Source organism: Mesorhizobium dulcispinae, assembly GCF_033977345.1.
In the GTDB taxonomy this organism is placed as follows: Bacteria; Pseudomonadota; Alphaproteobacteria; order Rhizobiales; family Rhizobiaceae; genus Mesorhizobium; species Mesorhizobium dulcispinae.
Map to the genome: position 1 here is coordinate 180,600 of NZ_JAVIIY010000004.1, position 22,166 is coordinate 202,765.

24 protein-coding genes and 1 tRNA gene are annotated in these 22,166 nt (G+C 65.1%); 16 read left to right on the forward strand and 9 right to left on the reverse strand.

Annotation, left to right across the window (positions count from 1 at the left end):
* Nucleotides 1–40: 40 nt before the first annotated feature.
* The 4 genes from RFN30_RS11820 (at nucleotide 41) to RFN30_RS11835 (ending at nucleotide 4,791) form a co-directional block, all read left to right on the forward strand.
* The gene (locus RFN30_RS11820; protein WP_320262258.1) at nucleotides 41–1,066 is read left to right on the forward strand and encodes a BMP family protein; all 1,026 of its coding nucleotides are present in this window, start codon (nucleotides 41–43) and stop codon (nucleotides 1,064–1,066) included.
* A 217-nt stretch (nucleotides 1,067–1,283) separates the two neighbouring features.
* Nucleotides 1,284–2,795, forward strand: a complete 1,512-nt coding sequence (locus RFN30_RS11825; RefSeq protein ID WP_320262259.1) for an ABC transporter ATP-binding protein — start codon at nucleotides 1,284–1,286, stop codon at nucleotides 2,793–2,795.
* Entirely contained in the window at nucleotides 2,795–3,850 is a 1,056-nt protein-coding gene (locus RFN30_RS11830) for an ABC transporter permease (RefSeq protein ID WP_320262260.1), read from the forward strand. The genes RFN30_RS11825 and RFN30_RS11830 overlap by 1 nt, the downstream gene beginning before the upstream one ends.
* Nucleotides 3,847–4,791 (forward strand): ABC transporter permease, encoded by a 945-nt coding sequence (locus RFN30_RS11835; RefSeq protein ID WP_320262261.1) that lies wholly within the window; start codon nucleotides 3,847–3,849, stop codon nucleotides 4,789–4,791. The genes RFN30_RS11830 and RFN30_RS11835 overlap by 4 nt, the downstream gene beginning before the upstream one ends.
* 214 nt (nucleotides 4,792–5,005) lie before the next feature.
* Here the strand turns inward: RFN30_RS11835 and RFN30_RS11840 are convergent, their stop codons facing one another.
* Complete coding sequence (locus RFN30_RS11840; RefSeq protein WP_320262262.1) at nucleotides 5,006–5,773, reverse strand: SDR family NAD(P)-dependent oxidoreductase; 768 nt, start codon at nucleotides 5,771–5,773, stop codon at nucleotides 5,006–5,008.
* A 306-nt stretch (nucleotides 5,774–6,079) separates the two neighbouring features.
* Between RFN30_RS11840 and RFN30_RS11845 the strand changes: the two genes are divergently transcribed.
* Both RFN30_RS11845 and RFN30_RS11850 read left to right on the forward strand, forming a co-directional pair.
* A complete protein-coding gene (locus tag RFN30_RS11845) occupies nucleotides 6,080–6,229 on the forward strand; it encodes a hypothetical protein (RefSeq protein WP_320262263.1) in 150 nt (49 codons plus the stop codon).
* A 138-nt stretch (nucleotides 6,230–6,367) separates the two neighbouring features.
* Nucleotides 6,368–7,306, forward strand: a complete 939-nt coding sequence (locus tag RFN30_RS11850; RefSeq protein WP_320262264.1) for an LLM class flavin-dependent oxidoreductase — start codon at nucleotides 6,368–6,370, stop codon at nucleotides 7,304–7,306.
* Nucleotides 7,307–7,349: 43 nt separating this feature from the next.
* On the opposite strand, the gene RFN30_RS11855 is transcribed toward RFN30_RS11850, so the two are convergent.
* The 3 genes from RFN30_RS11855 to RFN30_RS11865 form a co-directional block, all read right to left on the reverse strand.
* Nucleotides 7,350–8,273 (reverse strand): sigma-70 family RNA polymerase sigma factor, encoded by a 924-nt coding sequence (locus RFN30_RS11855; protein WP_320262265.1) that lies wholly within the window; start codon nucleotides 8,271–8,273, stop codon nucleotides 7,350–7,352.
* An 8-nt stretch (nucleotides 8,274–8,281) separates the two neighbouring features.
* Nucleotides 8,282–8,596, reverse strand: a complete 315-nt coding sequence (locus tag RFN30_RS11860) for an antibiotic biosynthesis monooxygenase family protein (protein ID WP_320262266.1) — start codon at nucleotides 8,594–8,596, stop codon at nucleotides 8,282–8,284.
* 137 nt (nucleotides 8,597–8,733) lie between these two features.
* Nucleotides 8,734–9,408 carry a cysteine hydrolase family protein gene (locus RFN30_RS11865; protein WP_320262267.1) on the reverse strand — a complete coding sequence of 225 codons (675 nt, stop codon included), beginning with the start codon at nucleotides 9,406–9,408 and terminating at the stop codon, nucleotides 8,734–8,736.
* 210 nt (nucleotides 9,409–9,618) lie between these two features.
* Here RFN30_RS11865 and RFN30_RS11870 point away from each other — a divergent pair, with 210 nt between their 5' ends.
* From RFN30_RS11870 to RFN30_RS11895, 6 genes are all read left to right on the forward strand, one after another.
* Entirely contained in the window at nucleotides 9,619–10,410 is a 792-nt protein-coding gene (locus RFN30_RS11870; RefSeq protein WP_320262268.1) for an ATP-binding cassette domain-containing protein, read from the forward strand.
* Between the two features lie 17 nt (nucleotides 10,411–10,427).
* Entirely contained in the window at nucleotides 10,428–11,435 is a 1,008-nt protein-coding gene (exbB, locus tag RFN30_RS11875) for a tonB-system energizer ExbB (RefSeq protein WP_320262269.1), read from the forward strand.
* A gap of 6 nt (nucleotides 11,436–11,441) precedes the next feature.
* Nucleotides 11,442–11,933, forward strand: coding sequence for a TonB system transport protein ExbD (gene exbD, locus RFN30_RS11880; RefSeq protein WP_320262270.1), 492 nt, complete (start codon nucleotides 11,442–11,444; stop codon nucleotides 11,931–11,933).
* Nucleotides 11,930–12,919, forward strand: coding sequence for an energy transducer TonB family protein (locus RFN30_RS11885; RefSeq protein ID WP_320262271.1), 990 nt, complete (start codon nucleotides 11,930–11,932; stop codon nucleotides 12,917–12,919). Before exbD ends, RFN30_RS11885 begins: the two co-directional genes overlap by 4 nt.
* Before the next feature lie 84 nt (nucleotides 12,920–13,003).
* The gene (locus RFN30_RS11890) at nucleotides 13,004–14,395 is read left to right on the forward strand and encodes a multicopper oxidase family protein (RefSeq protein WP_320262272.1); all 1,392 of its coding nucleotides are present in this window, start codon (nucleotides 13,004–13,006) and stop codon (nucleotides 14,393–14,395) included.
* 126 nt (nucleotides 14,396–14,521) lie between these two features.
* On the forward strand, nucleotides 14,522–15,016 hold the full coding sequence (locus RFN30_RS11895) for a hypothetical protein (protein WP_320262273.1): 495 nt from the start codon (nucleotides 14,522–14,524) through the stop codon (nucleotides 15,014–15,016).
* Between the two features lie 41 nt (nucleotides 15,017–15,057).
* Here the strand turns inward: RFN30_RS11895 and RFN30_RS11900 are convergent, their stop codons facing one another.
* On the reverse strand, nucleotides 15,058–15,237 hold the full coding sequence (locus RFN30_RS11900; RefSeq protein ID WP_320262274.1) for a hypothetical protein: 180 nt from the start codon (nucleotides 15,235–15,237) through the stop codon (nucleotides 15,058–15,060).
* A gap of 270 nt (nucleotides 15,238–15,507) precedes the next feature.
* Here RFN30_RS11900 and RFN30_RS11905 point away from each other — a divergent pair, with 270 nt between their 5' ends.
* The gene (locus tag RFN30_RS11905) at nucleotides 15,508–18,585 is read left to right on the forward strand and encodes an AsmA family protein (RefSeq protein ID WP_320262275.1); all 3,078 of its coding nucleotides are present in this window, start codon (nucleotides 15,508–15,510) and stop codon (nucleotides 18,583–18,585) included.
* Between the two features lie 218 nt (nucleotides 18,586–18,803).
* On the forward strand, nucleotides 18,804–19,142 hold the full coding sequence (locus RFN30_RS11910) for a hypothetical protein (protein WP_320262276.1): 339 nt from the start codon (nucleotides 18,804–18,806) through the stop codon (nucleotides 19,140–19,142).
* Between the two features lie 111 nt (nucleotides 19,143–19,253).
* On the opposite strand, the gene RFN30_RS11915 is transcribed toward RFN30_RS11910, so the two are convergent.
* The 4 genes from RFN30_RS11915 to RFN30_RS11930 all read right to left on the reverse strand — a co-directional run bounded on the left by RFN30_RS11915 (nucleotide 19,254) and on the right by RFN30_RS11930 (nucleotide 21,274).
* Nucleotides 19,254–19,670, reverse strand: coding sequence for a curlin (locus RFN30_RS11915; protein WP_320262277.1), 417 nt, complete (start codon nucleotides 19,668–19,670; stop codon nucleotides 19,254–19,256).
* Between the two features lie 272 nt (nucleotides 19,671–19,942).
* Nucleotides 19,943–20,344 carry a curli-like amyloid fiber formation chaperone CsgH gene (csgH, locus tag RFN30_RS11920; RefSeq protein WP_320262278.1) on the reverse strand — a complete coding sequence of 134 codons (402 nt, stop codon included), beginning with the start codon at nucleotides 20,342–20,344 and terminating at the stop codon, nucleotides 19,943–19,945.
* Nucleotides 20,345–20,431: 87 nt separating this feature from the next.
* The gene (locus RFN30_RS11925) at nucleotides 20,432–20,869 is read right to left on the reverse strand and encodes a curlin (RefSeq protein ID WP_320262279.1); all 438 of its coding nucleotides are present in this window, start codon (nucleotides 20,867–20,869) and stop codon (nucleotides 20,432–20,434) included.
* Between the two features lie 329 nt (nucleotides 20,870–21,198).
* Nucleotides 21,199–21,274 (reverse strand) — tRNA-Ala (locus tag RFN30_RS11930).
* A gap of 141 nt (nucleotides 21,275–21,415) precedes the next feature.
* On the opposite strand from RFN30_RS11930, the gene RFN30_RS11935 reads away from it, so the two are divergent.
* Nucleotides 21,416–21,706, forward strand: coding sequence for a YggT family protein (locus tag RFN30_RS11935; protein WP_320262280.1), 291 nt, complete (start codon nucleotides 21,416–21,418; stop codon nucleotides 21,704–21,706).
* 10 nt (nucleotides 21,707–21,716) lie between these two features.
* Nucleotides 21,717–22,031, forward strand: a complete 315-nt coding sequence (locus tag RFN30_RS11940) for a DUF167 family protein (protein ID WP_320262281.1) — start codon at nucleotides 21,717–21,719, stop codon at nucleotides 22,029–22,031.
* Nucleotides 22,032–22,166: the final 135 nt, after the last annotated feature.

A 22,166-nucleotide genomic window follows, 5' to 3' on the forward strand; every position in this document is an offset into this window, starting at 1 on the left:
CGGCCGGCTCGACACGGCCGTCGAGCAGAGGGGAACTTCAATGGAAAACGATCATCGCAAAACGCAGCGCGCCGGCCTGTCGCGGCGCAACGTGCTGGAACTCGGCGCGTTTGGCCTCGCGGCGGCGGCGCTGCCGGGCGTGGCCTTGGCCAAGGACAAGAAGCTGAAGGTGGCGGCGATCTTCGCCACGCCGATCGAGGAGCCGTGGGACAACCAGATCCATGTCGCGCTGCAGAAGGCCGAGAAGGAACTGGGCATCGAATACAAATGGTCGGAGAAGGTGCAGACCGCCGACTTCAGCCGCGTGATGCGCGAATATGCGCAGGGCGGCTACCAGCTTGTGCTGGGCGATGCCTTCGCCGCTGAGCGTGAATCGCGAAAGACCGCCAAGCAGTTCCCGAAGACCGCCTGGCTGTTCGGCTCGGGCGCCGGCCCGGCCGAGCCCAATTTCGGCGTGTTCGACAACTGGATCCATGAGCCGGCCTATCTCTCCGGCATGATCGCCGGCAAGATGTCGAAGTCGGGCACCGTCGGCGCGGTCGCGGCGATGGGCATTCCGGAAGTGAACCGGCTGGTCAACGCCTTCTTCGCCGGCGCCAAGGAGGTCAACCCGAACGTCAAGAAGAAGGTCGCCTTCATCGGCTCCTTCTTCGATCCGCCGAAGGCCAAGGAAGCGGCCGTGGCGCAGATCGATGCCGGCGTCGACGTCATCTATGCCGAGCGCTTCGGCGTCATCGAGGCGGCGGTGGAGAAGAAGATTCTTGCCATCTCCAACATGTCCGATCAGGCCAGCCTCGGACCGGACACGGTCATCACCGGGCCGGTCTGGGACATGTATCCGACGGTCGAGCAGGCGATCAAGTTGGTCAAGGCCGGCGTCTTCACCGCGCAGGACTATGGCGATTTCTCGCGCATGGCCAAGGGCGGCTCCTATCTCGCGCCCTACCACAAATTCGACAAGACGCTGCCGGCGGAGGTCAAGGAGCTGGTCGAGAAGAAGAAGGCCGAGATTCTGGAAGGCAATTTCCGCGTCGACGTCGACGAGAACACGCCGGTTTCGGATTGAGGCTTGCCGCTGGGGGTTGGCGCCCAGCCACCCCCCTCTGCCCTGCCGGGCATCTCCCCCTCAAGGGGGGAGATTGGCAGCTTCAGCGCCGGCTATATTTTTCGCGGCTGGAGACTGGCGAAGGCCTTAGTGACGTTCGATCTCCCCCCTTGAGGGGGAGATGGCCGGCAGGCCAGAGGGGGTGCGACGGGCACGCCCTTACAGTTCAGGAGCCACCTTGTCCGCCCCCCTCATCGAAATGCGCGGCATCACCAAGAGCTTCGGCGCCGTAAAGGCGAACGAGGCGGTCGATCTCAGCGTGGCGCCTGGCGAGATCCTCGGCCTGCTCGGCGAGAACGGCGCCGGCAAGACGACGCTGATGAACGTGCTGTTCGGCGCCTATGCACCGGATGCGGGCGAGATCCTGGTCGAAGGCCGACCGGTCGCCATCCACAATTCGGCTGACGCCTTGGCCGCCGGCATCGGCATGGTGCACCAGCATTTTCACCTCGCGCCGCGGCTGACGGTGCTGGAGAACCTCCTGATCGGCATTGCCGGCAAGTCCGGCCGCATCGACCGCGCCGGCGGCCTGACGCGGCTGAAAGAGATCGGCAGCCGGCACGGGCTGAGCCTCGATCCCGACCTGCCGGCCTCGGCGCTGTCGGTCGGCGAGCAGCAGCGGCTCGAAATCATCAAGGCACTGTTTCGCGGCGCCAGGCTCTTGATTCTCGACGAGCCGACGGCGGTGCTGGCGCCGAGCGAGGTCGATGGCCTGTTCGCCGCCTTGCGCTCGATGGCGGGCCAGGGGCTCGGCATCATTTTCATCTCGCACAAGCTGAACGAAGTCCGAGCGCTCACCCATCGCTGCGTGGTGCTGCGGCACGGCAAGGTCGCCGGCCGCGTCGACCATCCGGCAGAAACGACCTCGGCCGAGATGGCGAAGCTGATGTGCGGCCACGAGATCGTACCGCCGACCAAGGAAGCGTCGACGCCCGGCGCGGCCGTGCTGACGCTCGATGGCATTTCCACCTCCGGCCATGCCGGCACGCCGCTGCGCGATGTATCTCTGTTCGTCCGCGCCGGGGAGATCCTGGGCATCGCCGGCGTTTCCGGCAACGGCCAGCGTGCACTGGCCGACGTGATCTCCGGCATGCTGCCGCCCAACGCCGGCGCGATGACGATAGCCGGCAAAAGGGTTGGTCAATTCTCGCCGCGCGAGCTGCAGGCGCTCGGCCTCGGCCGTATCCCGGAAGACCGGATGACGACCGGCTTGGTTACCAACCTGCCGCTCGCCGATTCCATGGTGCTGCCGCGCATCGGCACCGAGGCCTTCAGCCGCAAGGGGCTGCTCGATCCGGCCGCGATCCGTGCCTTCGCCGAGGCGCAGATCAAGGCTTATGACATACGCTGCCCCGGGCCGATGGTGCGCGCCGGGGCGCTCTCCGGCGGCAACCTGCAGAAGGCACTTTTGGCGCGCGAGCTCGCCTTCGACCCGAAAGTGCTGATCGTCTCGCAGCCGACGCGCGGCCTCGATATCGGCGCCGCTCGCTTCATCCACGAGAAGTTCCTGGCGATGCGCGTCAAGGGCTGCGGCATCATCGTCATCGGCGAGGACCTCGAGGAGTTGCTGATGCTCTCGGATCGCATCGCGGTGATGTATGAGGGCCGCATCGCCGGTACGCTTTCCGGCGCCGACGCCACAGTTGGAAAGCTTGGGTTGCTGATGACCGGCGCGGAGGGCCACGCCTGATGTTTCGTCTCGAAGCTCGCACGTCGACGCCCGCCTGGTTCAATCTTGCGCTGCCGCTGCTGGCCATCGCCGTCGCGCTGGTGTTGTGCAGCGGTCTCATCGCCGTAGCCGGCGCAGGCGTCATCGAGGCCTATGGCGTGATGCTGTCGGCCTCGCTAGGCGACAGCTACGCCATCACCGAGACGCTGGTGCGCGCCGCGCCGATGATCTTCACAGGCTTGGCGGTGGCAATCGCCTTCCGGGCAAAATTCTGGAACATCGGCGCCGAAGGCCAGCTGCTGGCCGGTGCGGTGGCGAGCTGCGCTGTCGGCGCGATCCCGATGCCGGGCTATCTCGCCATGCTGTTAATGGCGCTGGCGGGCGCCGCCGCGGGCGCGATCGTGGCGCTCGTGCCGGCGACATTGCGGGTCAAATTCAAGGTCGACGACGTGGTGAGCTCGCTGCTGCTCAACTCGGTCATCTACTACGCGCTGATGGCGCTGATCGAGGGGCCTTGGAAGGATACGTTCAGCGGCTATCCGATCTCGCCGCCGATCGAGGATTCGGCCAATTTCCCGGTGCTGATCGAAGGCACGCGACTGCATATCGGCGTCGTTGTGGCGCTGATCGCGGCACCCCTTTGCTGGTTCCTGATCGCGCGCACCACGCTCGGCTTCCGCATCCGCGTCACCGGCGAGAATCCGGAAGCGGCGCGCTATGGCGGCATCAACGTGCAGCGCGTGCTGCTTTCCACCGCGCTGCTGTCCGGCGCGCTGGCGGGCTTGGCCGGCGTCGGCGAGGTCGGCGGCGTGCATTTCCAGGTGATGAGCGACATCTCGCCGGGCTACGGCTATTCAGGCATCGTTGTGGCCATGCTGGCGCGGCTCAACCCGCTCGGCGTGGTGCCGGCGGCGATCTTCCTTGCCGCGGTCATGACGGGGGCCGAGGCGATGTCGCGGGCGACCGGCGTGCCGGCTTTCCTCAGCGACGTCATCCAGGGCACGGCGCTGCTCGCCATGCTGGTGGCGCTGCTCTTCACCGCCTACCGTATCCGCCGCGTGGGAGCGCAAACATGAGCGCGGTGTTCGAGCAGATCTTTCAGGTCGGCTTCCTCGCCGCCATTATCCGCATCGCGACGCCTTTAGCCTTTGCGACGCTGGGCGAAATGTTCTCCGAGCGCGCGGGCGTGCTCAATCTCGGCATCGAAGGCATCATGCTGCTCTCGGCCATGGCGGGCTTTACCGCCGCGAGCCTCAGCGGCAGCCTGTGGCTGGGCGTGCTGGTGGCCGTGCTCGTCGGCGCGCTGATGGGCGCGCTGCACGCGTTGTTCACAGTGGCGCTGGGCTTGAGCCAGCATGTCTGCGGCATCGGCGTGACCTTGTTCTCATCCGGCCTTGCCTATTTCCTCTACCGGCTGATCTTCGGCCAGCAGTCGGTGCCGCCAAGCATCGACGGCTTCAAGCCTGTGCCGATCCCGATCCTTTCGGACATCCCGATCCTCGGCCCGGCGGTGTTCAACCAGTTCACGCTGGTCTATCTGGCGATCATCGCCATCCCGCTCGCCGCCTTCGTGCTCTACCGCACGCCGTGGGGGCTTTCGGTGCGCATGGTCGGCGAGAACCCGCGCGCCGCCGATTCGGCCGGCGTCAGCGTGATCGCCACGCGTTTCCAGGCGGTCATCCTGGGCGGCGCGCTGATGGGCCTCGCCGGAGCCTTCCTCACCATGGCGCAGTTCAACGCCTTCACCTTCGGCGTGGTGTCGGGGCGCGGCTGGGTGGCGATCGCGCTGGTCGTGTTCGGCCGCTGGGACCCTTGGCGCTCAGCCGGAGCGGCGCTGCTCTTCGCCTTCGTCGACGCGCTGCAACTCAGGATGCAGGCGAGCGGACTCGGCCACATCCCCTACGAAGCGTTCCTGATGCTGCCCTTCATCTTCACCATCGTCGCCATGGCCGTCATGTCGCGCAACGCGGTTGCGCCGTCGGCGCTGCTGAAGCCGTTCCGGAGGGAGGAGCGGTAGAGGACTTGGCGTCCTTTCCTCTCCCTCCGGAGGGGGGAGAGGTGGCGCTGCGAAGCAGCGACGGAGTGGGGGAACCACGTTGCAACGTCGCCAACGGACAAGGGAAGCGCAAGAATCTTCCCTGCGCTGCGTCAAGGGTCGACCCCCACTCCGTCGAGCTGCGCTCGACACCTCTCCCCCGATCGACGGGGGAGAGGAAGGCGCCAAGCTGGCCTCAAATCGCCGTAAACGCATTGTCGACAAACAGATGCGCGCCGTTGACGAAGCTCGATTCGTCGCTGGCCAGGAACAGCGCGGCTTTCGCCACTTCCTCCGGCTCGCCGATACGGCCCTGCTGCGCGGCCATGGCTGCGTCGGAAACATCGACGCCGAGCTTGCCGAGGTCCGCCACCTCGCGCATTCCGTGCGGCGTGCGGATGAAGCCGGGGCAAACGGCGTTGCAGCGGATGTTGCGGTCGCGGAACTCGACCGCGATGGCGCGGGCGAACATGTGGCAGGCGCCTTTGGTGGTGTCGTAGAGCACTTCGTTGGGCGTCGCCGCCACCGCCGAGATCGACGAGGTGCAGACGATCGAGCCGCCGCCGGCGGCGATCATGCCGGGCAGCACCGCGCGCGTCATCAGGAACATCGAACGCACGTTGACGGCGTGCAGCCAGTCCCACTCCTTGAGCGTCGTTTCCAGGAAGGGCTTTATCACGATCGTACCGGCGTGGTTGAACAGCACAGTGACCGGGCCGAATTTTTCCGCCGCCGCCTTCGCCGCAGCTTCGACCTGGGCTTCGTCCGAAACGTCGGCCACGAAATGCTCGGCGACGTGGCCGCGGTCGCGGATCGCCGCAGCGGTCTTGCCGGCCGCCTCGCCGTTGCGGTCGATGATCGCCACCTTGGCGCCTTCGGCGGCAAACAGCTCGGAAGCCGCTCCGCCCATGCCCGTCGCGCCGCCCGAGATGATGGCGACCTTGCCCACCAGCCTTCCAGCCATGTCTTTTCTCCGCTCTGTTTTGAGGCCTTTGCTTGTTCGGGGCCGATGCTATCCCTGACATTCGGGATGGCCAAGCGCTGTCGAATAAGGGGATTTTTGGCTTCGGAAGGCCGCTCCGATTGACCGATTCCAGGTTAGACCAGACGCTGGTCTCGCACGCATGGACGGTCGGATGCCCCTTTTTCGAGGGTAAGAAAAACCATCTCAGGCCGGAATTTGAGAACGTCGTTCCAAAAACCTCTCAAAAATAGCAATCGACAAAGTCTACTAACTTTATAGATTAACGGTCGAGACGGAGGCTCGACCATGACTTACATGCAAGATGCTCAGCGCAAGGGCCAGAGGCTGACCGCCGACCAGAGCTGGAGGCCCGCCTATGGCGGCACCTTCGCCTATCTCGTTTTCGCGCTGGCGTTCGTGTTCACCGGCGCTGTGGTGCTGGGTCTGATCCCCTGAGCGGAAGCGGGCCGAGGCTCGCCGTCAAGACAATCTGAGTTGAGTAGTCGGAGCAGAAACTGGCCAGGCGCCGGAGCGTTTTCGCGCGCCGGCGTCTTGGATGGGGCGGGGTAACCCAACGTGATGGAGGCGATGGCAATGCCGATCGAGTTCACGCATGTTCCCGGTAAGCCTGCCAATGGCAGCTTCTTCTACGATTTCGCCGAGACAGCGACCAAGCTGTCGCTGATCGAGGATGCCGGCTTCCGCAAGCTGGTGGTCGACGACCCGGCCGGCCTGCTCACCAATATGGATATCGCCGCCCAGACGCTCGACCGCACGGCGTCGCTGGAAGTCGTGCTCACGCACTGGGCCGGCGTGATCGAGCCGACCGTGGCGGCCAGGCAGCTTGCGGCGCTCGACCGCAAGAGCGGCGGCCGCCTGTCGCTCAGGATGCTGAGCGAGCCGCTCGAGGACAGCGACGCCGAGGCGCGGCCCGTCGGCCACAGCGTGGTCTGGCAGCGCATCGACGAATATCTGGTGCTCTTGAAGCGGCTGTGGTCGAACGACAAGCCCTTCGATCACGAAGGCGCCTTCTACAGCGTGAGAGGCGGTTATGTGCCGCGCAAGGGCCCGCATGGCGCCGACCTCACCATCCGTCTCGGCGGCCAGTCCGGCACCGCGCTGAAAGTCGCCGGCCGGCATGCCGATGTCTTCGAGCTGGCGGCCGGCTCGCCGGACGAAGTCGCGCAGTTGATGCAGCGCGTGCGCAGCGCGGCGGCCGAGCACGGCCGTGCCGGCAAACTGCGCTTCGCGCTTCCCGTGCGCATTCGCTCCGAGGGCTGGTCGGGCGCCTCCGACCACAAGGCGGTCGAGGTCGCGGGGCCGCCGGCGCGGCTTGCGCTCTCGCTGTTGCCCTATGCAGCGCTTGGCATCGAGGAATTCATGATTGGCGGCATCGACCGCCCCGGTGAGATTGCCCGGATCGGGCGCGAGACGGTCACGCTGATCGCGAATTCCCTGGCGCGGCGCGAAGCCGACACGCCGCCGCCTGGAACCTTTGCGTCGCACTCCTTCACCGAGGCACATGCCCGCTGAGATTGCAGACCGAGAACGGCTGTTGCGGCGCCGGTCTTACTGATCAACGGACGATGATGTTTTGGGGAGCGTAATCCACGCCGTCCATGACATAGTCCGCGAAGAGGAAATCGCGGATGCCGGCGATCCGGCCATCCTGCCAATCGATGAGGATGAAATAGCGCGGCGGCCCGTTGGGACGATCCGGGCTGGTGACCAGGATGGCGGGCCGGCCTTCGACGAGGCCGGTGGTGAAGTGCCAGTGCGTCTCGTCGGAATAGCGGCCGAAATAATTGCCGACATATTCCTTGCCTTCGGCGCGAAGCCGATTGACCAATTCCAGCTTCACATCATCGGCGAGCAGGCCGCGCAAGGCGTCGAAATCGCGGGCGTTGAAGGCCGCGACATAGTCGCCGAGGCGCCGCATGTCCTCTCGGTTGAGCGCCGGGCGCGGCGCGGCCGTCCGCGGCGCGGCGGCGAGCCTGCGCAGGCTCTCGCGCCCTCGCTGCAGCGCGCCCTTGATCGCGGTCTCGGTGGTTTCGAGGATCTCGCCGATCTCCTCGAGGCTGTGGCCGAGCACATCCTTCAGCACGACCGTGCATCTTTGCGCCGGCGGCAATTGCATCAGCTCGGCAAGGCTCGCCTCGGCGGCGATGCGCGCATCGATGGGGGAATCCTCATCGGCGATCGTGTCGAGCTCGACCTCGCTTTCGCTGATGCGCGAACGGGCCCGCTTGCGCAGGAAATCAAGAGCCGAATTGTGGGCTATGCGAAACAGCCAAGGCTCGGTCTTTTCGGGCATGTCGCCATTCCTGATCGCCACGAAAGCCTTGGCCAAGGCTTCCTGGACGATGTCCTCGCCATCGATGACCGATCCCACCATTCGTGAGCAGTAGCGATGCAGCTTGGCTCTCAGGCCGGCGGCTTCGCGCTCGAAGGCGCGAAGCCTGGTTTCGGTTGCAACGGGATGGTCATGCGAACCGGTCACGCAACCTCCTAGTCCTCGATCCCGCCCATGTGGGAATAAGTGGTGTGCCCCATCATGCTCTCGCCGGCGGCCAGTTCGACGATGCTCTTTATATACTCGCTGAAGCGCGGATCGCCGCGGAAGGCCGCGATGTCTTCTGCCGAGCGCCATTGCGAAATGTTGACCACCTTGCTGCCGTCGCCGCCGACGATCACGGACGACGACAGCGAGCCCGGCTGCTTGCTGAAGAAGCTCCGCGTCCCTTCGGCAAGCACCCTGGCGAGGTCCTGCTGCTTGCCGGTCTTGGCGGTAAAGACATTGATCAAGGTCACTGCGGTCGACATGGCTTGGCTCCGTCCGTCCTGGTGGCGGAGGCCGTTGTGGCTCCCGCAATCGTCACAACCGTCAAGACGAACGCTGTGCCCAGAACGGAACGGTGCATGCGAAAAAATGTGGCCGACAGACTTTGCGCTCGCCGACTTCAATCTGTTCCCGCCGCGAGCCGCGATAGCGCGGTGATGACGGCCTTCGACTCCGCCAGCGCGCCGAAGACGCCGTCCTCGACCGTTACCATGTGGAGCGCGGCGTCGTGCGCCTGGCTGTCGCCGCTGGCGCAGGCGTCCGCGATCGTCAGGCACTGGAAATTGCGGTCGCAGGCCTCGCGCAAGGTGGTGTGCACGCAGACATCGGTCGTGCAGCCGGTGAACAGGAGATGGGTGATGCCGCGCGCCCTGAGCACGAGCTCCAGGTCCGTATAGGTGAAGGCGCCGTTGCAGGTCTTGTCGACGACGATGTCCTGCGGCCTGACTTCTATGTCGGCGACGATCTGGAAGCCCGGGCTGGAGCGCAGCAGGATGTCGGTGCCGTCCAGTCCCGCCCGCTTGCGGCGCCATTTCTCGTAAGGCGTCATGTCGGCCATGTCGGCTCGGTACCCTTGCCTGGTGTGGACGATGGTGAGACCGGCGGCGCGGGCGGCCTCAATCAACCGGTTCACGGTCGGCAGAATCGCCCTCAGCGGCGAGGGGTCATAGCCTTTCCTGGCGAAGTACCCCGTCGGCGACAGGAAATCCTCCTGCAGGTCGATCACGAGCAAGGCGGTGTTTTGCGGCACCAGCCGGCCGTCATAGGGGAAGTCGAAAGGTGTCGCCTTGATCATCGCCTGTTGCCTCGATTGCCGCCCGTATCGTGGCTCAGCGATGGCGTCGCAGTCCAGACCTCACGATGACGGGGTCATCGGGCAGGCGCCGGCGCGATTTGTTGATCAATAAATCACCTTTAGAGTTGACTAGTAAACTCATGTTTTCTAGTCAACCAGCGTTGGCCGCCCAGCGACAAGCCCGAGGCAGCGGCCGCTTGGAGACGGATATTGGCCGGAACGGGTGCCCAGACAGCCTTTCATGTCGACGCGGTGCGCTTTGCCGTCGGCGAGCGCACGCTGCTCGGGCCGGTCTCATTCGAACTGCAGCGCTCGCGCGTCTACGGGCTGATCGGCCACAACGGTTCCGGCAAGTCGACGCTGGTCAAGCTTCTGGCCCGGCAGCAGCCTGCAAGCTCGGGCGACATCCGCTTCGCCGAACGCCCGCTCGCCGGCTGGGGCGCGCGCGAGCTGGCGCGGGCGCTGGCCTACCTGCCGCAGACGACGCCGGCAGCGACCGGCCTCACCGTGCGGGAGCTCGCGGCGCTCGGGCGCTATCCCTGGCATGGCGCGCTCGGCCGTTTCGGGCCGCAGGACAGAAGCCATGTCGAAGAGGCTCTGGCATTGACCGACATGAGCGCGTTCGCCGACCGGCTGGTGGACGAGCTTTCCGGCGGCGAGCGCCAGCGCGCCTGGCTCGCCATGCTGGTGGCGCAGAATGCCGGCGTCATGCTGCTCGACGAGCCGATCTCTGCGCTCGACATCGCGCATCAGGTCGAGGTGCTGGCGCTGGTCAAGGACCTCAGCCGCAAGCGTGACCTTTGCGTCGTGGTGGTGCTGCACGATCCCAACATGGCGGCGCGATATTGCGACGAGCTGATCGCGCTGAAGGAGGGCCGGCTCTTAAGGCGCGGCACTCCGAGCGAGATCATGCAAGGCGAGGTTCTCAGGGACATTTTCGGCGTCGAGATGGGGGTGCTCAAGCATCCCGTCAGCGGCCAGCCCATCGGTTACCTGCAATGAGGAAGCGAGGACGAGCCTTGTCCCGGAACAGTTTTCTTGCGGCGCTGGCCGTGTCCGTCATCCTTTCGGCCGGCCCCATTCTCTCGGCCGATATCGCGCTGGCGCAGGAGCAGACGACAGCGCCGGCGCCGTCCGCGCAGGCGCCCGCCCAGCAGCCCATGACATCGCCGGCAGCCGCGCAGGTCGAGCCGGGCGCTGAGGCTCCGGCCGCCGGGGCGCAAACCCCCGCGACCGCGGCGCCGACTGCTGCCGCGCCGACCGAACCGCGCGTTCAGCCGGCTCCAGGCAGCGCCGAGGGCGAAGCCGCCATTGCGCTGACGCTGCCGCATGACCTGTCGCCCTGGGGCATGTTCATGAACGCCGACATCGTGGTGAAGGCGGTCATGGTCGGGCTTGCCTTCGCCTCGCTGGTCACCTGGACGATCTGGCTCGCCAAGTCGCTGGAGATCCTTGGCGGCAAGCTGAGGGCGCGGCGCGCGGCCGTTGCCATCGGCAATGCCGTGACGCTGATGCAGGCCGGCCGCGCGCTTGGCCACGGCGGCGGTCCGGGCGCGCTGCTGGTGCGCGCGGCGGAGGAGGAGCGGGCGCTTTCGGTGGGCGCGCTCGATCATGCCTCGGGCGACGGCCTGAAAGAGCGCGTCGCCTCCAGGCTGTCGCGCATCGAGGCGGCAGCGTCCCGGCGCATGTCGCGCGGCACCGGCCTGCTGGCGACCATCGGCTCGACGGCACCCTTCGTCGGCCTGTTCGGCACCGTCTGGGGCATCATGAACGCCTTCATCGGCATCTCGCAGGTGCAGACCACCAATCTGGCGGTGGTGGCGCCAGGTATCGCCGAAGCGCTGCTTGCCACGGCGATGGGCCTGGTGGCGGCCATTCCCGCGGTCGTCATCTACAACGTCTTCGCGCGGTCGATAGCCGGCTATAGGCAGATCATGGCCGACGCGGCCGCAGGCGTCGAAAGGCTGGTCAGTCGCGACCTCGATTTCCGCACCGTGCCGCCGGCAACCGCGATGGCGGCGGAGTGAACGGCGATGGCGGCGCGGATCCGTGAGGCGGCCGGCGCCGATCTCGAGGAAAGCCACGAGATCAACGTCACGCCGTTCATCGACGTCATCCTGGTGCTTCTGATCATCTTCATGGTCGCGGCACCGCTGGCGACGGTCGACGTCAATGTCGACCTGCCAGGGTCGACGGCGACGCCGGCGCCACGTCCGGAGACGCCGCTCTTTCTCACGCTGAAAAGCGATCTGACGCTGGCGATCGGCAATGACGCCGTGCCGCGCCCGGCCTTCGCCACTGTGCTCGACAGTCGCACCAAGGGCGACAAGCAGACGCGCATCTTCCTGCGCGCCGACCGAAATGTGGGCTATGGCGAGCTGATGGAGGTGATGAACCTGCTCCGCGCCGCCGGCTACCTGAAGGTCGCGCTGGTCGGCCTCGAGACGGCGTCCGGCACCGAGGGCGCAGCCCCGGCCGCCGATGGAGGTGCCGCGCCGGCAACGGCCGGGAGCACGAGCCAGTGACGGCCGCCGCCGTGTCCGGGATCTCGCATCCACGCTTCGGCTTCCGTGAAGCCGGTCTGTGGACGAGCGCTGCCGCGATCATTCTCGCCGGGCATGTGGCGATCGCCTATGCGGTGCAGAACCTCAGCTTCGCCGAGGCGCCGGACGGCGGTCCGCCGCCGGCGCTGGCGGTCGAAATGGCACCGCTGGCGATGGCACCTGCTGTGCCGGAAGCGGTAGCGACACTCGACGCAGTCACGCCGGACCCGCCCGATGCAATTGAGGAGACGCCGACGGTCAGCGAAGTGAAGCCGGTGACCGATCCGGCGCCGCGGCCGGTCGCGGAAGAGGCCGAACCGGTTACCGAACACCCAGTCGACGCCGATAAGACCGAACAGGCCGAACCGGCGGAGCCGACCGTGGCGGCGCTGAGCGAGCAGACGCCGCCGGAAGTGGCCGTTCCCGACCCTGTCGAAGCGATCGCGCCCGACGTGGTCATTCCGCTGCCGCAGCCGAAGCCGGTCGAGACGGAAATCAAGGCAAGCAAGCCGGTCGAGGCAAAGACAAAGGCAGAGAGGAAGCCGGTCGAAAAACCGAAACAGCGGCCGAAGAAGGAAAAGCCGGCACCGCCGAAGGCGGTGACGACGGCCAGCATCGACGCCAAGGCCGGCGCGAAGGCGGCCGCGCCGCAATCCTCCGACGCGGCGCCGAGATCCAGCGTCAGCCCATCGCGGTGGAATGCCAGCCTGGCGGCCTGGATCAGGCGGCACACGCGCTATCCCAGCGCGGCGCGCTCCCGGAAGGCCGAAGGCAGCCCCAACGTGACTTTCACGGTGGATGGTTCCGGCCGGGTGGTCTCGGCCAGGCTGGCGCGGTCGTCGGGCGACACGGATCTCGACCGCGCGGCGCTCGGCGCGCTGCAGGGCGCGTCGGTGCCGGCGCCACCGGCTGAGCTCGGCGCGCGCGTCACCCGCACGGCGCCATTCGTCTTCAGCCTGCGGGACTAGGCCAAAGGGTCGGATGGTGATAGGCGGCTGGACAGTTCAGCTTTATTCAGAGGTGCTACGGGCTCCTGCCCGCCGAAGAAGCACATGACGGTATTCACGCGCCGCACCCTTCTAAAGACCGCCGCTGCTGCCGGTGTCGCCGGCGTCGGTGCCTCGACCATCGGCAGGCTGGCCGGCTTTGCAGCCGTGCCCGATCCGGTGGTGCTGAAGACCACCAGCATTCAGGCGCAACTTATGGACGGCGCACCGACGAAGAACGTCCTGACCTATGGCGAGGCAGGCCCGCCGCCGGTCGTCAGGATGCGCAAAGGCGAGCCGTTCGCCGCACGGCTGGTCAACGGCATCGACGATCCGACCACGATCCACTGGCACGGCATCCGCGTTCCGAACAAGATGGACGGCGTGCCGTTCCTGGTGCAGCCCTATGTCTATCAGGGCGATCATTTCGACTACGCCTTCACGCCGCCCGATGCCGGCACGTTCTGGTACCACCCGCATTGCAACACGCTCGAGCAGATGGGTCACGGGCTGACCGGCGTCATCGTGGTGGAGCACCCGAACGATCCGCAATGCGATTCCGAAGCGGTGATCAATCTGCGCGACTGGCGTCTCGGCGACGACGGCCAGTTCATCGAGCCGTTCCGGCCGCGCGACGCGGCGAGGGCCGGCACCTATGGAACGGTGCGTACGGCCAACTGGCTCGACCAGCCGCAATATGACGCGCCGGCCGGCGGCCTGGTGCGGCTGCGCGCCGCCATAACCGACGTCACGCGCATCTACGCCTTCCGGGTCGACGGCGCCGAGGCGGCGGTCATCGCGCTCGACGGCAATCCGGTGCCGCAGCGCTTCGCGCCCGACGCCTTGCAGCTCGGACCCGGCCAGCGGCTGGAGCTTGCCATCCGCATGCCCGACGACGAAGGCGCGATCGTCAGCCTGCGCGACGTCAGGGGGACCAAGTCCAAGGTTCTGGCGACGCTGCGCGCGGTCGGCAAATCGCTCAAGCGCGATCTTCGCGATCTTGGTCCGCTCGAAGCCAACCCCGTGGCGGAAGTGGATCTCGCGGGCGCCAAGCGCATTCCGCTGGCGCTGAGCGCCACGGCGGAGAACGTTTCGGCGAATAGCATCTGCGGCTCACTCGGCTACAGTTTCTGGGCCATCAACAAGGTGCCGTGGCCAGGCGACACGCCGGATCCGACCGCTCCGCTCGCCGAATTGAAACTCGGCCAGAGCTACATCATCGACATGGAAAACCTCACGCCGCATTCGCACCCGATCCACCTGCACGGCATGAGTTTCAAGGTGCTGTCGTCCTCGACGCGCCAGGTGCAGCCGCTTATCTCCGACACCTATCTCATCCAGCCCGACGAGAAGGTCCAGATGGGCCTCGTCGCCGACAACCCAGGCGACTGGCTGCTGCACTGCCACATCATCGAGCACCAGAAGACCGGCATGACGAGTTATTTGCGGGTGGTGTGAGCGCTGCGCAGCGGAAGGCGCTCCAGCCTTCGACCGGAATTCGCGGACTTCCTCGGGTTGACGCCCTTGGTCGCCTGCCTAGGTAGGCAAGAGGCGCTGGGGCAACACGCAACTCCGACCGACGACATGACATCTTCGCGCATTCGAAAACTTGCCCTTGTTGCGGCAGGCATCTCCATCCTGTCGTCCTGCGTCATCCCCGACGATACGTCGCGGGTCGCGAAAGAGGATGCCACCACGGCCGCCGCCCGCAAGGAGATGGTCGGTCTCAGCGAGGCCGATGTTCGCATGTGCGCCGGCTTTCCGACCGCGACGGCCGACGCGGGGCCTTCGGGCCAGATCTGGACCTATCAGCGCACGGTGCAGCGCGGCAATCTCAGCATCGCGATGCCGACCATGGCCGTGGGCGCGATTCCCGCGGTTGGAGGGTCGCTCAACGTCGCGCCCGGCGGCTATTGCAACACGCAGATCCGCATGGAAGGCGGCCATGTCGCGGAAGTCACCTATGCCGGCGACAACAATTTGCCGAACAGCATCGATGCGCTCTGCGTCAGCACGGTGGACGCCTGCGTGGCCTATGCGCGCCAGCGTAGTCACAAGGCGACGGCCGTCTCCAGGTGAGTGGAAGGGGCCGCGCAGAACTAGGCGGGTGACCGTTTGTGTCAGCGCCCGCCGGTATGAATTGCACCGGGCCTCTTTTCTGGCGTGTCGGGCGAACCGTGCCGGCTCATGTCCCTGCGTATCTCGGGCGGCGGGGCATTCATCAGGTTTCTGACCTTGGCATTGTTGTGTGCATGGATGATGGCGCGGCTGAGATGGAGCAGGATTCCGACCACTGACATTGGCATTCCTCCGTTGAGATGACGGATATGTCGGCGGCGGGACGCCCGACAAATGCACCCTGTCTGTTTCGTGGGAATGGCACGGAAGATGGCTTTTCGTTTCCAATTCGTGACCTGGAAACATCCGCGCGCGACTTCGATCGTGACGGCCCTCCGCGCAAGAACCGGCGGATCCGTGAAGTCGTCCGAATTCGTTCGGCGTGAAGCTGGGAGCTTTGGCTGTGAAGGTCCACTGACCTGCAGGAATTCAGTCGGGCACCAGAAGCATGTATGCTTACGATACTGATTCTTTCTTTCCAATCATGCTGGCGGGTCGATGTGAGAAAAATCGTCGCTGCACTTACCGTGGCTGGGGTTCTTTTCGTCGGGCTGCTCTTCCTTTTGCCCGCCCTGATTTCAATCGACTGGGTTCGCGCCGAATTGAGCCGGCAACTGTCATCCGCGACAGGAATGACCATTCGGCTCGATGGACCGGTCAGATTGTCGCTCCTGCCCAAGCTGGCGGTGGTCGCGGACGATATCTCGCTCTCGACCGGCTCGGGCGACCTCGCGATATCCGCTCCGCGGTTTTCGACGTCGATAACGCTGTCGTCGTTATGGTCGAAAAAGCTTGAGATTCAGGCCATCGCCCTGACGGATCCGACAATCGCGGTCAAGGCTTCAGCGAACGCGGATTCACCTCCGTCGTCGAAGGAGGTTCCGGCCGATCCGTTCGCGTCGATTGTCGACACGCTCGAGCGACTGGCAATCAACCAGCTGACCATAAGGAATGGCACCCTCACCTCCAGCGCTACAGCCGGCAATGCCGCCGCTGTGACGGCAATCGACGCGGAGCTGAGAGTTCCGGACCTCGACCGGGAGGCTTCGTTTTCATTGGCCGGCACCAGCAACGGCCGTCGCGTTGAAATGAGCGGTAGTCTTTCCGCGCTAAGGCCGATCCTGAGGCAACTCCCGGCCCAAATCGCCATTGAGGCGCGACTCGACCCGGCGCCGGTTCCCAAATTCTCTTCATTGCGTGCGAGCGGAGAGATTCAGCTCAACGGGAATGGCAGTTATCAGATCAAGGGCGGAAAGTTCGATATTGGCGATCAGAGCCTCCAGATGGATGCACTCTTTCAGCCTGGGGCGCGAAATCACTTCTTCGCCGACCTTGCGGCACAGCGCGTCGATATCGACGCCTTGAGCGATACTGGAAAGGGCGGTTCCAGCGGGGGCAAACTTTCGGCGGATTCCGCAGAGCCTGAGCTTGCAATGCTGTCCGCCTTCGATGCCGAGATCAGCATCGCCATCGATGAATTGGTCAGCGGCAAGATTCGGGCTTCCGATGTCCAACTCACCGCAACGCTGCGCGATGGTCATCTCGAGGCAAAGCTGGAGCACTTCGGTCTCGACGCGGGAAGCGTCACCGCGAAGGCTTCGACGAATGTCGGTGAAACACCTCCCACCATACGGGGCAACATTGCGAGTTCAGGGCTGGATATAGGCTCAATGGCGAAGCTGGCCGGGCAAACCGTTCCGCTGTCCGGCAAGCTGACGGCCGATATGGGGTTCGCTTTTCGCGGGCTGACTGCAAAACGCATACGCAGCAGCGCCAATCTGCAAGGAACCGTCGGGATCCGAGACGGCAAGCTCCCGCTTGCGGCGCTGACCGATGCCCAGGATCGAAAAGCCGACGACATCACCGGGCTGAATCTGGACATGAAAGTTCACGATGTCGCCAAGCCCGTCGATTTGGCGGGCAAGCTCGCCTGGCGGGGACAGGCCGTGACGTTCCGGTCCCAGATCGCGCCTGCATCCTTTCTTGCCGGCGGCTCCGTTACGGATGCGTCGGGGCCGATCAGCTTTTCGGTTGCCTCCAGATATCTCGAAGGCAGCGTCAGCGGCGTTGCCGGGGTTGGCGGCACGTTCAAGGGCCAGGTTTCGGGCACGTCGCCCTCGGTCGACAAGCTCATGCAATGGCTGGGGCAAAGCGCTTCCCGCAGTCTGCAAGACTTTGCCTTCAAAGGTGATGTCGATGCAGGCCCGGGGCAGCTTTCCTTCCAGAAGGCCACTGTCACCTTGAATGGCGTCAAGGCGGCCGGACAAGGCTCGATGAAATTGGGCGAACCTCTCAACATCCGGACATCGCTCAAGTTCGCGAAACTTGACTTTGCCGCGCTCGCCGGGGGCGGTGCGGCTGCGGCCGGTGGCAAACAGAAGTCGAACGCCGCCGCCGACACTCCAGTCGATCTTTCCTTTCTCAAGGGAATCGACGCCAAGGTGGATATCCAGGCGGACAAGCTCGGATATGGAAAGGTTTTTGTCGGGCCGGTGGCAACCACCCTGACGGTGGCCGACGGCAAGGCTCACCTCAGCGTACCGCAAAGTCCTTTCTACGGCGGCACGATTGCCGCGGAAATGACTGCCGATGGCTCCGGCGACACCTCTTCCGTGGATCTGAACACAGCGATCGCCGGCGCAACTGCCGCTCCCTTGCTTCACGATGCGGCGGATTTCGACCGCGTCGAAGGAACGCTCAATGCGACGATCGCGGTTTCAGGCTCGGGAAAGACCAGCAGGTCGCTTGCCCGTTCCCTTGGCGGCAAGGCTGCGGCGAAGTTCAGCGACGGTGCATTTCGCGGCATCGACATAGCGGAGGTCTACAACAATCTGGTCGGACTGCTTTCCAGCGGCTTCAAGCAGGATCAGGCCAAGAAGACGACGTTTATCGAACTCGGTGCCTCATTTGCGATCGAGAACGGCGTCGCGCAGACGGCGGACATCAGCCTGCTGGGCCCGCTGGTGCAAATGGACGGTTCTGGCAAGATGGACCTCGCCGACCAGACGCTCGACATTCATCTCAACCCGCGTGTCGTCGCTTCGCTTGCCGGGCAGGGAGGCAACGTTGCCGTGACGGGCATCGGGGTGCCGATCGTGGTCGACGGCTCCCTGTCGGCGCCCCGCGTCTATCCGGACCTGAGCGCATTGACCAAGGACCCGAAGGGCGCGCTGGATATGTTGAGCCGGCTTGGGCTGCCGACCGGAAAGCTAAATCTCGACAAGCTTATCTCCGGTCAAACAGGCGCGACCGGCGATGGTTCCGGCGAGGGAGCGGCGGATCTGATCGGCGATCTTTTGCGGAACGCGGCGCCCCGGCCGAAATCGTCGCCCGTTACCCCGGCGCCAGCCAACGGCAATACGGAAACCCCGGCGCCACCGCAAAGCCCGAATCCGGACGGCGAGGCTATCGCCGAGACTCCGGCGCCTGCGGCAGAACCCGCTGCCGCGGACCCGCAAACACCCCCTGCTTCGCCCGAGACGCCCAAGAAAGGGGAAATAGACACGCTTCTCGATCAGCTGGCGAACTAGCGCGATGGGTGCGCCTGGTCTGTTTCGCGCGGACGGTGCGAAAGACGCCAGCCGCTCTCGTGGATTTCAAGCCTGAAGCCAGACTTCGGGCATGCCGGCAGAAGACATGATCTAACGCTCATATGTACAGCCGAAAATCAAAGTGATCGCCGGCCGCCCCAAATCGTCCCCAATCCGGAGGCTTTTCCGGCCCTGACCCGGAGACGAAGGAGAGGTCCATGAAATTGTCTGTTCTTGCCCTTGCCGGCGCCATGCTGGCACCGATGGCTGCGGTGCAAGCTGCGCCGATAATCGCCGTGCCGGACAGGGGCAGCCTGGTTCAAGAGGCGCATGTGACATGCGCCTACCTGACCGAGGACGGCTACTGCGTGCGGTCGCACAAGAAGCACTATTACTGGAAGCCCAAGCACCACTACCGGCAAATCTACCGCAGCTATGAGCCGCAGCGGCCGGACGAGTATGATTGGCGCTATCAGCGCCCGCGGACGATCATCCGGGTCATCCCCAGCTATCCGCGGGAGGATGAGGACAATTGGGATGATGATTGGGACGATTGAGGCCGTCTCTAATTGCTGAGTGGCGTGCCGCGGGGCCGCGGGCTGTAACGACCATCGGCGGCTGCGTGGCCGGACAGTCGTCCACGCATCCGCAACCCGGCGCGTTCTCGCCTACCAGCCGAACAGCAGAGCCGCTCCGCTCTGGCCGTCACCGGTCTGCGCGACGTTGGCGTCGGTGTTTCTGCCGAACTGGAAAATGCCGTAGGAATTGTCGTTGCCGTCCTGCCGCAAGGTGGCGGCGTGTCCGCTGCCCTGCTGTCGAATAATGCCGAGATTGCCGGCCCCGTCCTGACCTATGCCGGCACGGTTGTTCCGCCCGAACTGACTGATATGGGCGCCGTTGCGCAGCCCGTTGTAGACCGAATAGGCGCGCAGGCCGAGATCCAGCGCCCGCGCATCGCGGGCCGTCCGGGGCGAGTAGTAGAACCCGATCGAACCGCCCGCCTCTGCTGGAGCGGCAACCAGGGGCAGGCCGATAGCCGCGGCGAGCGCGGCGGCGTTGACGAGCTTTGTGATCCGGCGGGTCATTTGACGTCTCCTTGCGAGTTCGACCGTTGATGAGGAACAGTCGCACAGCAAAGCTGAACCCTGGCGGAAGGATGCGTTCAGGAGCCGTTCAAGAGCCGTAGCAGTCCGGCCTTCGACAAAATCGCCGACGCTCCAAATCTCCGCCCTCACGCAATTCCGGGATGAAGAACCGCCGCTCACTTCCAGGACCTGCTCATGCCCTGGCGGAAACGGCGAAGGGCTCCGGTTGCCCGGAGCCCTCCTTTCGATCGGCGGACCGAGAGAGACGGCGCTCAGGTCGCGCCGGGCACTTGCTTGACGCAGCTGACGCTCGTGCCGTCCGCGGTCACTTTCAGCTTGACGTCGTAGGCAGCGCCACTCGCCCCGACACTCATCCGGCCGAGTGACGTGGGATTGCCCGGATTGGTTTCGAAGGCGCCGGCCTGCCGAATATTGGCGGAACCGGATGTGCCGCCTCCGGAGACGCTGACCGAGTAGGTGCCGCTGATGCTCTTGTCGGCGTAAACCATAGGCTCCAGCAGGATGGTGTCGCCTTCAATCGTATCTCGAATCTCGCACCGCAGCGGCCCGGAGATAGAGCCATCCTTGCCGGCCGTCGCGCCGGCTGCGCCGCCGGCGATCACAGCCAGCAGCGCGGCCGATAGCACTGCTGTTTGCTTGTCTCGTCTGGTCATGGGTCATCTCCTCACAATTTGAGAATGGTGGCGAATGGTGGCCGGCAACACCGTTGCCGGCCGCTTCATCTTCGTGCTTGCTCCGGTTCAGGGGCAGTCCTGGACGAAGGCGGCGACGTTGCCGCTGCCGCCCTGGCTGACGTCGGCATTGCATCCGTGTCCGACCTGGACGCCGGCGGCGATGTTGCCGTTGCCGTCCTGTGTCAGGATCGCTGTGTGGTTCGAGCCGAACTGGGCAATGCCCGCGGCGTTCCGGCTGCCGTACTGATAGGTCGCGCCGTAGTTGTCGACGCCCTGCTGCCCGATCACCGACCGGTTGCGATGACCATATTGCTGGCCGATCGCGGTGTTGAAGCGGCCATCCTGGTAGACGTGTATGCGGTTACGGTAGCCGTGCTGGGCGCCGCCGGCGGAATTGCGCCAGCCATATTGTTCGATGTTGACGTCGTTGGCCATGGCGGGCGCGACGGCGGTGAATCCGACCGCGGCGGCAAAGGCTGCGGCGATGATCGACGTGTAGGTCATGGGACTTCTCCTTCGATGCGGCAGGGGACCGCGGGGTTGAACGGCCCCTTTGTAGGAGAGTGGCCCGGAACGGAGGCTGAAGGCTCCATTCAGCGAAAATTCAGCAAGCTTCGCCATCCCGGTCCGGCGAGGTCACAATTCAGGACGTCTTGCCGCCGAAGAGTTTCGACCGAAAGGCAGCGCTGGAGGGACGGCGCTGCCAGCGACCGAACCTCATGCCGTAGAAAACAAAAGTTGGTTGCAGGGGGGACCTAAATGCAGCGGCTGTTGGGATGCGCTGGGTTCGCGGCGGTGGGCAAAGGCCACGACGGCGGCCTGCAGAAGCTGGCTGGTGGAGCTGAGGGGGATCGAACCCCTGACCTCATCATTGCGAACGATGCGCTCTCCCAGCTGAGCTACAGCCCCGTTCCAGCGGATGGGCTTGTATCGGTCGCGGCGGTTTGATGTCAAGGCGAAACGGCTGCCTGGCGTCGATGCGCTGTGGCCGGCGGGCCTTGCCGGTTCCGCGCGCAATGGCTACATGTCGGCGACAATTTGGAGACCGGCATGATCGCCCTCATTCAAACCATCGTCATGGCGCTCGACCTCTATTGGTGGGTCATCATCGCCTCGGCGATCTTTTCCTGGCTTTATGCCTTCAATGTCGTCAACTCGCGCAATCAGTTCGTCGACACCATCGCCAACATGCTCTACCGGCTGACCGAGCCGGCGCTCAGGCCCATCCGCCGTTTCATGCCCGACCTCGGCGGTATCGACATCTCGCCGATCATTCTTCTCCTGATCATTTTCTTCATCCGGCAGTTTTTGGTCACCACTGTCTGGTCGTGGGTCGCTTGAACCGGGCCTGATGAGCACACCGTTCCGTGCGCGCGACGACGGCATCGACCTTTACGTGCGTCTGACGCCGAAGGCGGCGCTCGATCGAATCGACGGCGTCGAGACCGCGGCCGACGGACGCAGCCATCTTAAGGCGCGCGTGCGCGCGGTGCCGGAGAAGGGCGCGGCCAATACGGCGCTGGAGCGGCTGCTGGCAAAGGCGCTCGGCGTGCCGGGGTCGGCCGTTTCGGTGGTTGCCGGAGGCACGTCGCGGCTGAAGACGGTACGGATTTTGGGTGATGCGGCCGAGCTGGCGAGAAGCGTCGAGGCGCTTCGTGCTGGGTAATCCAAAATTTTGAGACGCAGGCGGGACAGCGCCCCCCTCTGTCCTGCCGGACATCTCCCCCACAAGGGGGGAGATCGGCCGTCACGCCGGTTTTCGCCAATATCCTGCGTTGCAGGAGAAGCGGGGCGCTGAAGC